At 61.9% G+C, this 14,690-nt stretch carries 14 protein-coding genes; 4 read left to right on the forward strand and 10 right to left on the reverse strand.

Annotated features, from left to right (window positions below; all coding sequences use genetic code 11):
- Positions 1-381: 381 nt before the first annotated feature.
- The 5 genes from ACFHWW_RS30570 to ACFHWW_RS30590 all read right to left on the reverse strand — a co-directional run bounded on the left by ACFHWW_RS30570 (position 382) and on the right by ACFHWW_RS30590 (position 7,308).
- Positions 382-1,251 carry a cytochrome c1 gene (locus tag ACFHWW_RS30570; RefSeq protein ID WP_100673119.1) on the reverse strand — a complete coding sequence of 290 codons (870 nt, stop codon included), beginning with the start codon at positions 1,249-1,251 and terminating at the stop codon, positions 382-384.
- A gap of 32 nt (positions 1,252-1,283) precedes the next feature.
- Entirely contained in the window at positions 1,284-2,564 is a 1,281-nt protein-coding gene (locus ACFHWW_RS30575) for a cytochrome b N-terminal domain-containing protein (protein ID WP_338282897.1), read from the reverse strand.
- A gap of 14 nt (positions 2,565-2,578) precedes the next feature.
- On the reverse strand, positions 2,579-3,157 hold the full coding sequence (gene petA / locus ACFHWW_RS30580; protein ID WP_275597835.1) for a ubiquinol-cytochrome c reductase iron-sulfur subunit: 579 nt from the start codon (positions 3,155-3,157) through the stop codon (positions 2,579-2,581).
- A 314-nt stretch (positions 3,158-3,471) separates the two neighbouring features.
- On the reverse strand, positions 3,472-5,337 hold the full coding sequence (locus tag ACFHWW_RS30585; RefSeq protein ID WP_379943086.1) for an ABC transporter ATP-binding protein: 1,866 nt from the start codon (positions 5,335-5,337) through the stop codon (positions 3,472-3,474).
- Positions 5,338-5,454: 117 nt separating this feature from the next.
- Positions 5,455-7,308: an ABC transporter ATP-binding protein gene (locus ACFHWW_RS30590; protein ID WP_379942997.1), complete on the reverse strand. Its 1,854-nt coding sequence runs from the start codon at positions 7,306-7,308 to the stop codon at positions 5,455-5,457.
- 479 nt (positions 7,309-7,787) lie between these two features.
- Between ACFHWW_RS30590 and ACFHWW_RS30595 the strand changes: the two genes are divergently transcribed.
- Positions 7,788-8,249, forward strand: coding sequence for a tRNA (cytidine(34)-2'-O)-methyltransferase (locus ACFHWW_RS30595; RefSeq protein ID WP_379942999.1), 462 nt, complete (start codon positions 7,788-7,790; stop codon positions 8,247-8,249).
- A 54-nt stretch (positions 8,250-8,303) separates the two neighbouring features.
- On the opposite strand, the gene ACFHWW_RS30600 is transcribed toward ACFHWW_RS30595, so the two are convergent.
- The gene (locus ACFHWW_RS30600; RefSeq protein WP_010969495.1) at positions 8,304-8,876 is read right to left on the reverse strand and encodes an NADPH-dependent FMN reductase; all 573 of its coding nucleotides are present in this window, start codon (positions 8,874-8,876) and stop codon (positions 8,304-8,306) included.
- Between the two features lie 78 nt (positions 8,877-8,954).
- On the opposite strand from ACFHWW_RS30600, the gene soxR reads away from it, so the two are divergent.
- Positions 8,955-9,440 (forward strand): redox-sensitive transcriptional activator SoxR, encoded by a 486-nt coding sequence (gene soxR, locus ACFHWW_RS30605; protein ID WP_100673114.1) that lies wholly within the window; start codon positions 8,955-8,957, stop codon positions 9,438-9,440.
- Here the strand turns inward: soxR and ACFHWW_RS30610 are convergent.
- Positions 9,400-10,629, reverse strand: coding sequence for an MFS transporter (locus ACFHWW_RS30610; RefSeq protein ID WP_379943002.1), 1,230 nt, complete (start codon positions 10,627-10,629; stop codon positions 9,400-9,402). The two genes, soxR and ACFHWW_RS30610, sit on opposite strands and share 41 nt — an antisense overlap.
- A 140-nt stretch (positions 10,630-10,769) precedes the next feature.
- Positions 10,770-11,030, reverse strand: a complete 261-nt coding sequence (locus tag ACFHWW_RS30615) for a hypothetical protein (RefSeq protein WP_003534130.1) — start codon at positions 11,028-11,030, stop codon at positions 10,770-10,772.
- Between the two features lie 202 nt (positions 11,031-11,232).
- On the opposite strand from ACFHWW_RS30615, the gene hemF reads away from it, so the two are divergent.
- Both hemF and ACFHWW_RS30625 read left to right on the forward strand, forming a co-directional pair.
- The gene (gene hemF, locus ACFHWW_RS30620) at positions 11,233-12,144 is read left to right on the forward strand and encodes an oxygen-dependent coproporphyrinogen oxidase (protein WP_275597833.1); all 912 of its coding nucleotides are present in this window, start codon (positions 11,233-11,235) and stop codon (positions 12,142-12,144) included.
- A gap of 84 nt (positions 12,145-12,228) precedes the next feature.
- Complete coding sequence (locus tag ACFHWW_RS30625) at positions 12,229-12,507, forward strand: BON domain-containing protein (protein WP_100673112.1); 279 nt, start codon at positions 12,229-12,231, stop codon at positions 12,505-12,507.
- A 68-nt stretch (positions 12,508-12,575) separates the two neighbouring features.
- Here ACFHWW_RS30625 and ACFHWW_RS30630 read toward each other — a convergent pair whose 3' ends face one another.
- Positions 12,576-13,190 carry an ABC-type transport auxiliary lipoprotein family protein gene (locus ACFHWW_RS30630; RefSeq protein WP_100673111.1) on the reverse strand — a complete coding sequence of 205 codons (615 nt, stop codon included), beginning with the start codon at positions 13,188-13,190 and terminating at the stop codon, positions 12,576-12,578.
- Positions 13,191-13,271: 81 nt separating this feature from the next.
- The gene (locus tag ACFHWW_RS30635) at positions 13,272-14,642 is read right to left on the reverse strand and encodes an MlaD family protein (protein WP_164867046.1); all 1,371 of its coding nucleotides are present in this window, start codon (positions 14,640-14,642) and stop codon (positions 13,272-13,274) included.
- Between the last annotated feature and the right edge of the window lie 48 nt (positions 14,643-14,690).

A 14,690-nucleotide genomic window follows, 5' to 3' on the forward strand; every position in this document is an offset into this window, starting at 1 on the left:
ACGGACGGTCTCCCTCGATTGATATCTTAACGACTCACTCTGGCACATTGCGATGCCGTTGGGAGCCGTCCACCCCAACAGTGCTCGTCACAGGGATCCAGCAGCGCCGCGTCTGCGGCGCGGGAAGAGTCCTCCGGGGGGAGCCGTTGCCACGGAGAGAAACCGGCTGGCACTCGCTTCAAGCGACGCGGTCTGCCAACGGCATTGTTTGGGATAGGTGAAGGTCAAGCCGCGTGTCGTCTCCCCCCTTATGGGGGAGAATACCTGCGGCAGGCCTTCGCTTCAAATTCTGCGTTCTGCCCGCATGCCACAAAAAAAGCCCCGGTAAAAAACACCGAGGCTTCCTGTCGGTCAGGCCTGCTGGCCAGCAGGCAAACCGGATCAATGTTCCTTGTTCGCGTAGACCGACTTCTTCGTCAGGTAGATGAGGCCCGTGAAGATGAGCAGGAACACCATGACCATGAAGCCGGTGCGCTTGCGATCTTCCAGATGCGGCTCGGCGGCCCACATCAGGAACGCCGAGACGTCCTTGGCATATTGGTCGACGGTCTGGGGGGCGCCGTCGTCATAGGTGACCTGGTCGTCTGAGATCGGCGGTGCCATCGCGAGTGCCGCGGCGCTGGCGAAATACGGGTTGTAATGCGTGCCTTCGGCCACTTCCACGCCCGCCGGCGGATCCTGATAGCCGGTCAGAAGCGCATGGATGTAATCCGGACCGCCTTCCTGGTAGGGCCAGAACATGTCGAAGACGAATTGCGGGAAACCGCGTTCGATGCCGCGTGCCTTCGCGATCAGCGAAAAATCCGGCGGTGCCGCGCCGTTGTTCGAAGCAGCCGCCGCTTCCTTGTTCGGGAAGGGTGACGGGAAGTGGTCGGACGGAACGGCCTTGCGCGTGAACATCTCGCCATCCGCGTTCGGACCGTCCTCGACTTCGTAATTCGCAGCGAAGGCCTTCACCTGCGCTTCGGAGTAACCGAGATCCTCGAGCGTGCGGAAGGAGACGAGCTCCATCGAGTGGCAGGCCGAACAGACCTCGGTGTAGACCTTCAGGCCACGCTGCAGCTGCCCCTTGTCGTAGTGGCCGAACAGCCCGGCAAAAGTCCAGTCCTGCTGTTCCGGCTTGTGGATCGGGTAGTGGGGCGTGCCCCCGGCGTGCTCCTCGCCGCCTGCTTCGTCCTGCGCGACAGCCGCTCCAAACCCGAGACCGGCGACGACAGCAAGTGACAGAATGCCTGTAACAAGCTTTTTCATTGTTGTGGATTCCTTATCGATCGCTGTTCCGGTCAGGCGCGTGCGGGCTTCAACTGCGCCTTGGCATTCTGTTTTTCCAGCACCGCTTCGGTGATGGAGTTAGGAATGCGCTTCGGCGTCTCGATCAGACCGAGGATCGGCATGATGACGAGGAAGAAGGCGAAGTAATACAACGTGCCGAGCTGCGACATCACGACATAGAGGCCTTCCGCCGGGCGCGAACCCAGCCAGCCGAGCATGATGCAGTTAGCAACGAAGATCCAGAAGCACAGCTTGTACCAGGGGCGGTAGACAGCCGAGCGGACCTTCGACGTGTCGAGCCAGGGCAGGAAGAACAGGATGAGGATCGAGCCGAACATCACCAGAACGCCGCCAAGCTTGGAGTCGATCGGGCCGACGTTGAAGGTGATTGCCCGCAGCATCGCGTAGAACGGCAGGTAGTACCATTCCGGAACGATATGAGCAGGAGTCTTCAGCGCGTCCGCCGGAATATAGTTGTCCGGGTGTCCGAGGAAGTTCGGCATGTAGAAGACGAACCAGGCATAGACGATCAGGAAAACCGATACACCGAGCGCATCCTTCAGCGTCGCATAGGGCGTGAAGGGCACGGTGTCGGACTTGGACTTGACCTCCACCCCGGTCGGGTTGGTCTGGCCGGTGACATGCAGCGCCCAGATGTGCAGGACGACGACGCCTGCGATCATGAACGGCAGAAGGTAATGCAGCGAGAAAAAGCGGTTGAGCGTCGGCTGGTCGACGGCGAAGCCGCCGAGCAGGAACTGCTGGATCCACTCGCCCACCAGCGGGAAGGCCGAGAAGAAGCCGGTGATGACGGTTGCCCCCCAGAAGGACATCTGCCCCCAGGGCAGCACGTAGCCCATGAAGCCGGTCGCCATCATCAGGAGATAGATGACCACGCCGAGGATCCAGAGGATCTCTCGCGGCGCCTTGTAGGAACCGTAATAGAGGCCACGGGCGATATGCAGGTAGACCGCGATGAAGAAGAACGACGCGCCGTTGGCGTGCAGGTAACGCAGCAGCCAGCCGTGATTGACGTCGCGCATGATCTTCTCGACCGAATTGAAGGCGACGCTCGTTTCTGCGGCATAGTGCATGGCCAGGACGACGCCGGTGAGGATCTGCACGATCAGCATCACCGAAAGCATAGCACCAAAGGTGTAAGCGTAGTTCAGGTTGCGCGGAACCGGATAGGAGACGAACGAGTCGTGAACGAGCCGAGGCAGCGGAAGACGGGAGTCAACCCACTTCTCGATGCCTGTCGTTGGCGTGTAGGTTGAATGATCAGCACTCATTATCAGTAGTCCCCTCAACCGATCTTGATGACTGTGTCGGAAACGAACGAGAAGGTCGGCACGGCGAGGTTTTCCGGTGCCGGGCCTTTGCGGATACGGCCGGCCGTGTCGTAGTGCGAGCCGTGGCAGGGACAGAACCAGCCGCCGAAATCGCCCGCCTGACCGAGCGGAACGCAACCGAGGTGGGTGCAGACCCCCACCATGATGATCCAGTTTTCCTTGCCCTCGCCGGCGGAACGATCGAGATCGTTTGCCTCGGCATCGGACGGAAGGTTGGCGTTGCGCGCCACCGGATCCTTCAATTCTTCGAGTGCTACGGCCTTGGCCTCTTCCACTTCCTTATCGGTGCGGTTGCGGATGAAGACCGGCCTGCCGCGCCACTTCGCCGTCAGCGACATGCCCGGCTGCAAGCTCGAAACGTCGACTTCGATCGAAGCAAGCGCCAGCGTGGATGCGTCCGGACGCATTTGGTCGATGAACGGCCATGCCGCCGCACCGGCCCCGACAACGCCGGCCATACCGGTAGCCAGGTATAGGAAATCGCGGCGAGTGGGCTCGCCCATGGTCTCGCTTGAAGTCTCGTGTTCGCTCACGGCTAAAACATCCTCTCACGCAAATGTTGCGGAAACCGCATCCGCCCCCGGCGCGCTTCCTGCCCCGTCCCGAGCCTGGAACCACGCCCCGTCAAACGCTGACACCCCATCCGGCCCCTTGAGGCAAGCCACGGATCGGATGTCAGAATCCGGGAAAAATTCTGCACGCAGATTTCCCATCAATCCGGCGCGTTCTATGCCTGATCGCAGATTATGTCCAGCCTTGACAAGGGGCCGCGGGCAGATTGTCGCGGGGAAAGGCGCGACCAATTGGCACAAGGACTTGACGCGTTATAGCCGCGCCGCGGAGCGCCCTATTCCGCGGCCTCTTCGCGCGCGATGAAACCGCCCGACTGGCGCGACCAGAGATCGGCGTAGAGACCACCGTTGGCGATGAGTTCGGCATGGGTGCCGTCCTCGACGATACGGCCCCTGTCCATGACGACGAGCCGGTCGAGCGCGGCGATCGTCGATAGCCGATGCGCGATGGCCAGCACCGTCTTGCCCTGCATCAGCCGTTCCAGATTGGACTGAATCGCCGCTTCCACTTCCGAATCGAGCGCCGAGGTCGCCTCGTCCAGCACGAGAATCGGCGCATCCTTGAGCATGACCCGGGCAATTGCGATACGTTGGCGCTGGCCGCCGGAAAGCTTGACGCCGCGCTCGCCCACATGTGCATCGAACCCTCTGCGGCCGCGCTGATCCTGCAGATCGACAATGAAGTCATGGGCTTCCGCCCTGCGCGCCGCCTCGACCAATTGCTCCTCGCCCGCCCCCGGTCGCCCGAAGAGGATATTGTCGCGGATCGACCGGTGCAAAAGCGACGTGTCCTGGCTGACCATGCCGATCTGGCTGCGCAGCGATTCCTGCCGGACGGCAGCGACGTCCTGTCCGTCGATGAGGATCCGCCCTCCTTCGAGATCGTAGAATCGCAACAGCAGATTGACGAGGGTCGACTTGCCGGCACCCGAACGGCCGACAATGCCGACTTTCTCGCCCGGACGGATGGTGAGCGAAAAGTCGTCAATGACCCCTCCGCCCCTGCCGTAGTGAAACGTCACATGTTCGAAGCGGATTTCCGGACGGCTGACCCGCAGTTCCGGTGCGCCCGGCCGGTCGGTCAGCCCGATCGGCTGCGATACCAGCTCCGCCGAATTCTGAATCGTGCCGATATTGCGCATGATCGCATTGAATTGCGACATCATCCGCCCGAGCAGCATGTTGAGGCGCAGGACCAGCGCCAGGGTGAACGCGACGGCGCCGGAACTGACCGCGCCCGCCAACCACAAGTGAACGGCGTAGACCGCGATCGCCGCGATCATCATGCCGGACAAAAGCGCGAGCGATGCCCTCACCCCCGTCAGCAGGCGCGTGAAAGGGATGACTGCTCCCTGGAAACGGTGGAACCCACCCCGAATATAACGGTCGTTCTCTTCGTCACTGCCGAACAGCTTCAGCGTCTGGATGTTCGCATAGGCATCGACCATGCGGCCGTTCAGCATCGACGCCATCTCCGCCGTGTCGCGGGCATGCTTGCGCACACGCGGGACGAAATAGCGCGCGAGCACCAGGAAGATCACGATCCAGAAGGCGACCATCGCCGCCAACCGCCAGTCCAACTGGGCGATCAGCGCCATGGTCGAGGCCGTGTAGATCACGATGAACCAGACCACCTGCAACAGCGAAACGATCAGGTCGCTCGTCGCCTGTGCGCCGCTCCAGACCTTGGTGACGATACGCCCGGAAAAGTCGTTCTGAAAGAAGGAGAGCGACTGGCGCGCGACATGGACATAGGATTGCCAGCGCACCAGGTTCAGGAAGCCGGTGATGATCGACTGCTCCTCCACCAGCGCGGCAAGCGTCACCGCAAGGAAGCGGAAGACCAGGACCGTCAGCAGCATGAAGAGCAGTTCCGGTCCGTTGGTCGAGATCAACCCATGCCAGCCGTCCTCCGGTCGGATCGTGTCGAGCACATCGACAAGCCGACCGACGAAATAGAACAGGCCGGCTTCCAGCATCGCCACCAGACCGCCGAGCACGGCCATGGCGAGGAAAGGACCTTTCGCCTGGCTGGCGTAAAACCAGGCGTAACCCAAGAGCGACCGCGGCGGCTGCAGCCGCTCGCGCGGCGCAAAGGGGTCGATCCAGTTTTCGAAAATCTTGACGATGGCGCGCAGCATCGTTCCGATATAGGCGGTTCTGAAATCCGGGCAATCCGTTTTCGCTTCCGCGCCCATTACGATTGCGTAACGCCGGCCCGCTGAACGCGGAGCCGGCAGTGGCCCGGAGGCGGCGGATTACTCCGCCGCCTCCTCCTTTTCGACCTCGTCGGCGATGAAGCCGCCGGACTGGCGCGACCAGAGATCGGCATAAATGCCGCGCCTGGCGACGAGTTCGCCGTGAGAGCCGGTCTCGACGATCCGGCCGGCTTCGAGGATGACCAGGCGATCCATCTCCGTCAGCGTGGATAGGCGATGCGCGATGGCGATCACCGTCTTGCCGGACATCAGTGCGAAGAGATTTTCCTGAATAGCCGCCTCCACCTCCGAGTCGAGCGCAGACGTCGCTTCGTCGAGGATGAGGATCGGTGCGTCCTTCAGGAAAACACGGGCGATCGCAATCCTTTGCCGCTGGCCGCCCGAAAGCTTGACCCCGCGTTCCCCGACCTGCGCGTCGAGCCCTCGCCTGCCCAGATTGTCTTCGAGCGTCTGGATGAAGTCCCAGGCATTCGCTTTCTTCGCGGCGGCGATGATGTCGTCGTCGCTTGCCTGCGGATGCCCATAGGCGATGTTGTCGCGAATGGAGCGATGCAGCAGCGACGTGTCCTGCGTCACGACGCCGATCTGGGAACGCAGGCTGTCCTGGGTGACGGTCGAGATGTCCACGCCGTCGATCCGGATCGCGCCGGATTCCAGATCGTAGAAGCGCAGAAGCAGGTTCATCAAGGTCGTCTTGCCGGCGCCGGAGCGGCCGACCAGCCCGATCTTCTCCCCGGGCCGGATATCGAGTGAAAGCCGGTCTATGACGCCCTTGGCCTTGCCGTAATGGAAGCGGATGTCTTCGAAGCTGATCGCACCCTGGTCCGCCTTGAGCGCCACGGCAGCCGGCTTGTCGACGATGTCGTGCTCCTTGGTCATCATGCCCATGCCGTCATAGACAGTGCCGATATTCTCGAACAGCGCCGACACTTCCCACATGATCCATTGCGACATGCCGTTGACGCGCATGGCAAGACCGATCGCAACCGCGATCGCGCCGATCGAGATTCCGCTCGTCAGCCACAGATAGATTCCGAGAGCGCCGACGGAAAAAAGGGCGACACAGTTGTTTGCGTAGACGAATATGTGGAAGAGCGTAACCTTCCGCATCTGCCGGTACACGGTGCTCAGGAATTCGTCCATGCCCGCGCGGGCGTATGTCTCCTCCCGCCCGGCATGGGAGAAAAGCTTGACGGTCCCGATATTGGTGTAGCTGTCGACGATGCGTCCGGTCATCATCGAGCGCGCGTCGGCCTGTTCCTTGGAGATCTTCTGCAGCCGCGGAACGAAATAGGTGACGATCACGATATAGATGACGAGCCACAGCCCGAGCGGCATCACGAGGCGCCAATCCGCGGCCGCCACGACGATCAGCATCGTCGCGAAATAACTCACCACATAGACGAAGACGTCGAGGATCTTCATCACCGTTTCGCGGACCGCGAGCGACGTCTGCATGACCTTCGTCGCCACGCGCCCGGCAAACTCGTTGGCGAAGAACGTCATGCTCTGCCTGAGCAGATAGCGATGCATCTGCCACCGCGCGATCATCGGATAATTGCCGAGCAACACCTGATGCATCACGAAGGAGTCGAGGGCGACCAGCCCCGGCAGACCGATAAGAATGAGGGCTGCCATCCAGGCGAGCCTGCCGCCTTCGGTCGCAAGAAAGGTTTCGCGGTCAGCGGTGGACAGCCAATCGACCACATTGCCCAGGAACTGGAACAAGGCCACTTCGCCGATCGCGATCAGCATGGTGCAGATCGACATGATCAAGAGCCACGGAGCCGCGGGCCTGGTATAGTGCCAGCAAAAGGCAAAGAGACCCTTTGGCGGAAGCTTCGGCTCCTCCGTCGGATAAGGATCGAGGCGGGATTCAAACCAGCCGAACATTGTCTAGCCCCTTCAGATAGCTTGAAGGAAAGCGGGTCGCCCCGCATTCTCTATCTTGAAAAATACAACCCGGAAATGACGCCCGCGAGCGGAGCATGACCCCGGATGAACCGGAGCGCGCATCGCTCGATCGAAAAAAGCAGAGGCGCGGAACCGGTCAGGCCAGGAAAGGCCGTGTTACTCGTGGGAGGCGCGTCAACATCAGAACAGTCATGCATGCCTCCTTCGGTTCGCGTTGAAGAGGACAGAGCTTTAACCTTATTCGTGCTGCCATGCCAGATTGTCGCAGGCATTTTCTTGACCAATTTTTCGCCGGCCGTTGGTCTGTTGCCAATACGGCACAAATTAGCGGCGGCAAAAGAAGCGGCCCCGAATGAATCGTCTCGGAGTACACCCGACCATGGATCGCGAGGCCGATCGGTGGCATAGGAACCGTCATCAATCACTCCCACGCTCCAATCCCTTCTATCGACAAGCGCATGAACGACCTCCGCATCGCCCTTTACCAGCCTGACATCCCAGGCAATACCGGAACGATCCTGCGGCTCGCCGCCTGCCTCGGTCTTTCGGTCGACATCATCGAGCCTGCCGGTTTCGATCTTTCGGACCGCAATCTCAAGCGTGCGGGAATGGACTATATCGCGGCGGTGACCATGACTCGGCACGTCAACTGGGAGCGTTTCGAAACATGGCGGTCGAGCACCGGCAGACGCCTCGTGCTCGCCTCCACCAAGGCGGCCGCCCCCTATACGCGCTTCAGCTTCCGGCCGGACGACGTCCTTCTCTTCGGCAGGGAAAGCGCCGGGGTTCCCGATCACGTCCACGAACGGGCCGAAGCGCGCATCCTCATACCGATGGCGCCCGGCCAGCGTTCGCTCAACATCGCCATGGCAACCGCCATGATCGCCGGAGAAGCGCTGCGGCAGACCGGCGCCTTCTGAGCCGAAACGAGCGGCGGCCCTCAGCGGCCCCCCGGTCCGGTGTCCTGACGGCGGTCATGCGGCGATCTCGTTGTAGGGCGTTGCCTTGCGTGCGTATTTCAGGGTGCGCGCCCACCAGGTCAGCCGGTCGATCATCAGGAATAGCGGCGCACGCATCTCTTCCGGTTTGTAGAGATTTCCCGCCGCATCGAACTTCGACCAGGCCTTGGCGAAGGAGATGCCGTCGCGAAGGGTGACGGCGTGCAATTCGCCGAAGACCTGCCGCAATTGTTCGACGGCCCGTATGCCGCCCGATGCGCCGCCATAGGAAACGAAGGCTACCGGCTTTGCGTGCCAGGGCTCATAGACCGCATCGATCATCTCCTTCAAGGCCGCCGGGTAGCCGTGGTTGTACTCCGGAGTGATGACGATGAATGCGTCCGCTTCGGCGACCTTCCGCTCCATCCACTCGGCTGGACCGGCGGATTTGTCGCCGCGAGCGCTTTTCATTCTGACGGGATCGATGATCGTCAGGCTGAACACGTCGGACGTCTCGAGCTCACGAATGAGCCAGCTCGCGACCGTGTCGCAGAAACGGCCCTGCCGTGCGCTGCCGTAGATCAGGGCAAGGGTCATCTTTTCAGTCATGCTATGTCGGCTCCATGTTGTCGGTTGCAGGGAGCTCATGCTATAGAACCTCAACTATAGTTGAGGTCAATAGCAGCCGTGAAAAAAGACAAACCCAATGATGTCAAGCGCGAGCTGACGGTCGGCGAAGTAGCCGAACGCAGCGGCCTCGCGGTGTCGACGCTTCATTTCTACGAGACCAAGGGCCTCATCCGCAGCAATCGCAGCCGGGGCAATCAGCGGCGCTACCCGCGTTCCGTCCTGAGGCGGGTGGCCGTGATCAAGGTTGCCCAGCGTACGGGTATCCCGCTTGCCGAGATCCAGTCGGCCCTATCGGTGCTCCCCGACGACCGGCCGCTGACGGTGGACGACTGGGGACGGCTCTCGAAGACCTGGCGGCAGCAGCTCGACGAGCGGATCGCCAAGCTGACGGCGCTACGCGATCAGCTCACAGGCTGCATTGGCTGCGGTTGCCTGTCGATGCGCGACTGTCCCTTGCGCAATCCATGGGACGTTCTTGCCTCCGAAGGAACGGGGCCGCGCCTCATCGATCCCGCCGATGGGGCGGAGCATGAGGCCAGTTAGTCGGCTGACCCGACTGTCCAGGCCTCATACGGGAGAGCAGAGCCATGCTGGCCAACGCACCGAGGGAGCAGAGAAGCGCAAATGCCAGCGTCCACCTGTTGCCCGCCTCGCCAAGCAGGAACGAAAAGAACGGCGGGGCGGCGGCGAACGCCAGGTTGAGCGGCAGGCCGAGGCGCGCCACCACCGCCCCATATTCCGTAGAAGAAAAGAAGACGAGCGGCATCGTCGCCCTGCTGACGGACATGGCGCCGCTTGAAAGGCCATAGAGCACGAGGAAGAGAACGATCGACCATTCCGCCCCTTGCCCAAGCGCGAGCGCCAGCAGTGCCGGCGGCATGATCGCCGCGGCAACCAAGCCCGTCGTCAACCCGTCCCAGCGATTGCCGCCGAGGAAATCGAAAAGCCGCGCCGAGAGCTGGATGAACCCGATGGCCGACCCGAAGCCGACCGCCAGATAGCCCGGCACGGCAAAGCTGCGGAAAAGATCGATCACCACAAGCTGAAAACCCCAGGTAACAAAGCCGTTGAGCGCGACCGCCGCCGTGATCAGGGCAACGACGCGCCACTGGCGACGAACAGCCGGCGACGCAGATCGATTCGATTTGGCGACCCGGGGATCGGATTTTGGCGGCTCGCGCCTGGGCAAAGCGAAAAAATGCAAGGGCGCGCAGGCAAGGAGCATCACCGCGCCATAAAGAACGAATGTGCCGCGCCAACCGAGAGCCGCCTCGCAGAAAGTCGTGACCGGCCAGGCGATCGTGGGTGCGAGCGCCATGGCGAGCATCTGCGCCCCTATGGCACGACGCGCGCCCTCGCCCGCGATCTCCGTGAGGAACACCTGAGCCGAAGTCGTGAGTGCTGCCGCCCCGGCCAGACCAAGAATGCCCCAGGCCGCAAAATAGGAAACCGGACCTCCGGCGCCGGCCAGCAACCACAGCCCCGGAGCCGCGGCTGCCGAACCGAAAGCGAGCACGAGCCGCGCCCCGTGGCGCGCGTAGACCGGCGCAAGCAGCGGTGAGCAGAAGGCCATCGCGACCAGCATGACGGTCGGGCCGAGATAGATGGCCGAAGGCCTCAGGAGAAGATCGTCCGCCATTCCGTCCGCCGTCACCGAGACGAACATGAACATCGCTCCCCAAGCGATGATCTGGGTGATGGAGAGCACGATGATGGAACTGAGAACGGGCATCGGGGCAGGTTCGGGAATACGCGCAATGGCGAGAGGGAGACACAAACTGGTTTATCGCGCCGCCATGATCTTGGCCACGCTATTATCGATGGACAAAGATGCATCTTGCCTGTCGGTATGAACGGTGGGATCGGGGGCAATCAGTCTGCGCTCGGGAGACGGCGCATCGTGAACTCGATCTCGCCGCCTTCGAGCTGGCGCCAGCTCTCGACTTCGGTCCAATAGGCAGCCTTTGGCCAGGTATCGAACCACTCCCGCGCCTTGGCCCGCGCGGCATCGCGCTCGAGCCGAAACGTCTCGCGCACGAAAAGCCCGTCTCTTCGTGTGGGGTGCTCCCGGCGATGCCGGGCGATCTGGCGCCGCAAGCCGTCCAGCGGCGGTCCTGGGGGTATCTTCGCCATGGGCCATACCTCTGGCGAAAAGATAGGATGAGCGCCGCATTATTGCCAGTCATTTGTCCCGATCCTGCGATGAGGCCCTGATTGCGGTAGACTGTCGCTGTCGCCGTGGCACCGTTGCCAAGCCGCTGAAAATATGGACTGTGGCGGCGACATCGAATCGGCGGTTTTCAGCAGGGAAATCCGCGAACGGAAGTGCATTCCCATGGAAAGACCGCAACTGCCACAGGGCCTGCCGGCCGACATCGAAGACAAGAAAGCAGCGGCGAAGGCTTGGTTCGAAAGCCTCCGCGACACGATCTGCGCCGCCTTCGAGGCGATCGAGGACGATTTGACAGGTCCGCTGTCGGATCGTCCGGCAGGCCGTTTCCTCGCCAAGGACTGGCTGCGCGAGGAAGGTGCCGGTGGCGGCGGTCGCATGTCCATGATGGAAGGGCGCGTCTTCGAGAAAGTGGGGGTTCACACCTCCACCGTCTTCGGCGAGTTCTCGCCGGAGTTCCGCGACCAAATTCCCGGCGCGAGCGAAGATCCGCGCTTCTGGGCATCCGGCATTTCGCTGATCGCCCACCCGGTCAACCCCAATGTCCCTGCCGTGCACATGAACACGCGCATGGTCGTGACCACCAGCAATTGGTTCGGCGGCGGTGCGGACCTCACGCCGGTCCTGGACCGCCGGCGCATCATGACCGATCCGGATACCGTCCTTTTTCATCGTGCCATGGAGATCGCCTGCAATAGGCACCCCGTCGCCGATCATGCAAAATTCAAGCAGTGGTGCGACGAGTATTTCTACCTGAAACACCGGAACGAACCGCGCGGCACCGGCGGGATCTTCTACGACTGGCTGCGCTCTGCGGAGGAGCTCGGCGGTTGGGACGCGGATTTCGCGTTCACGCGCGATGTCGGCAAAGCCTTCGCACTCGTCTATCCGAGAATCGTCCGGACGAATTTCCACAAGCCCTGGACCGAACAGGATAGAAACGAGCAGCTCGTGCGCCGCGGCCGGTACGTCGAGTTCAACCTGCTTTACGACCGCGGCACGATCTTCGGTCTCAGGACGGGTGGCAACGTGGAGTCGATCCTCTCCTCCCTGCCCCCACTCGTACGCTGGCCGTGAATCGCAGCTTATTCGACCATCGTTGAGGCGGCGAACAAATGCGCCGCGTCGGCGTTTCCCTCTCCAGGAGAGAAGGAGCGACGCATGGTCTTCAAGAAAAGGACATTCTTCGGCGATGACCCCGAGAGGCTGCCTGCCGAAGATCCCGCCGAACTCGAGCGCCGGGTCGCTCATTGTCTTGCGGTCGCGCCGGGCCTCGACGCCATAGAGGTCACGGTGACGGGCTCGGGCAGTACGATCCTGCTCGCCGGTACGGTGGCGACCGAAGAGGAGATCGCCCGCGCCGAGGAGGCGGCCCTATCGGTCGAAGGCGTCGCCGAAGTCGTCAATCGCATCGAACGCGCGAAGGCGGGGCGCGGGTGAGCGGCCCCTCACCTGCACAAATGCGGCTGATCTCAGATCAGAAATAATCATCAGAGAGACGGCTTCCCTCAGATGGAGCTGAGCGTCCAGCCGACGATGTCGGCCGCGACCCTGGCGAAAGCGGCGTCGAGTGCGGTGACGAAGGCGGGATTGCCGGCGCCACGCACGGGCACGACGGCGCGGAAGGCCTGCTGTTTGCGGACGGTACCGTTCCGGTCGTCCAGTAGCTTGGCGAATATCTCGACGACCGCCGTTGCCGGTCCATCGGTGGATATTTCGAAGGCTCTGAGCTCGGTTATCAATTGATAATCGATGGCGAGCCCTTGGCCGGGTTTACCGACGCGAATCCTGCCGGTGTTATCGAATGTCTGGACGAGCCTGTCCTGCACCATACGCGGCAGACTGTCTCCCCATTGGGCCCTGGCGAGGTATTGCAGTTCCGACCTCGAAAGACGAACGACGATCTGGTCGCTGCCCAGCGTCTTCAGCGCCGTCGGTTCAGGCACGAGAAGCTGGCGGTTCGTAGCTCCCGGACGCTCCACCGCAGGAACGGACGCCAGACTGAACGTGTCGTTGGCCGCCTGGCGCGAGCCGCACCCCGCCAGCATCGCCGCCAATGCAAGAACCACCGCAGACCGGGCCCCTCTCGCGCCACGAAAACCTACCAGACCCGGAAAACCCATACGCCAAATATCCCCTAGCAACGCGGCGCCGTTCAGCTTCCCGCCCTCAACGCAACCTGCCCGCGACCGTCGATAAACGAATCACCGACGCGTGCGGCCATCATATTGCTTAACCGTTTCGCCGCCGAACAGAAGCCGCTGCGGATTTTTATCGAACTCGGAAATCGTATTCTGCAGGCTTTGAACCGTGCGACGCGTGTCGCCGACGAGCGCCTCGACGTCCCGCAGTCCCGAATTGGAGAAACGCTTGAGATTTTCGGCTATAGGGCCCAGTTGCGCATTCAGGTTCTCCGCCACCCGCCGAAAGGACTCGAGCGTTTCGCGTGCCTGCGCAGAAAGCGACGGAGCGTCCGCGTCGCCGAGGAAGCCGTCGATCTTCACCAGGATGCTGTCGACCCGGTTCGATGCCGCATTCAGCTTGTTGGACATTTGCGTGAAATCGGTGATCGTCTGATCGATGTCCCCCTGCCGGGCGGAAATCTTTTCGGCAAAGTCCGAAACCTGCGCGGCGATCTTGCGGGCGTCCGCACTCGCGGCCGTGATATCGTTGACGACCAGCCCGACCTTCTGCGCGTCGACGGCAGCCACCAGTGTATCGACCCGCTTCAACGTCTGTTGCGCGCTCTTGCCGAACTGATCGTAGGTTTCCACCGTGCGCCGGAATCCGGCGATCGCTTCCGATACCCCGCCTGAAGCATCCTTCAGATTGTTGCTCACCTGCTCGGCATTGCTGACGATGTTGTCTATCTTCTTCGGGTCGACCGACTTGATCAGCCTGTCCGCGCTCGCAAGCGTATCATCGAGCTTCTTCGATGCAGCATTGACGGAGCCGGACAGTTGTTCGACGCTTTTCAGGAACTGGTCGATCGCACCGGAATTGTCCGCCAACGCCTTGGAAAAGCGCTCCGCGTTGCCGATGGTGGCCGTCAGCGGGCCACGCACGTCGGTGACGAAGCTCTGGATATCCGTGATCGCCGAATTCGCGCGGTCGAGGATCTGGTCCGCGGTCGCCAGCAGGCTGGTGACGCTCGACTGATCGGCAAGGATGTGCGCCTGGGTGCCGTTTTCCAGCGCGGTCTTGAGGATATTCTCGTCCCCCTTGCGACCGCCGCTGAGCTCGATATAGGCCGCTCCCGTCAGCCCCTGCACCTCGAGCGTCGCCGTTGTGGATTTCATGACCGGCGCATCGGCCGAGACTTCGGTGATCGCAATCGAATAGCGAGGATCATTGGCATCGATCGCAAGATTGCGCACGCTGCCGACGTTGATGCCGTTGAAGCGCACCGGTGAGCCCACCGACAGACCGTTGGCCGATCCGGGAATGTTGACGACGAGTTCGACCATCTGGCCGGTTCGGCCATATTGCGACATCCAATAGACGAAGCCGAAGGCCGCGGCGATGACCAGGACGGTGAAGAAGCCGACAATGGCATAATTCGCTTTAGTTTCCATCGGCATTACCTACCTTTGCGGTCCTTGCCGCCTGTTCATGTATTCTGC

Origin of the sequence: Sinorhizobium sp. P24N7, from assembly GCF_042436655.1 — a bacterium.
GTDB classification, from domain to species: domain Bacteria; phylum Pseudomonadota; class Alphaproteobacteria; order Rhizobiales; family Rhizobiaceae; genus Sinorhizobium; species Sinorhizobium meliloti_A.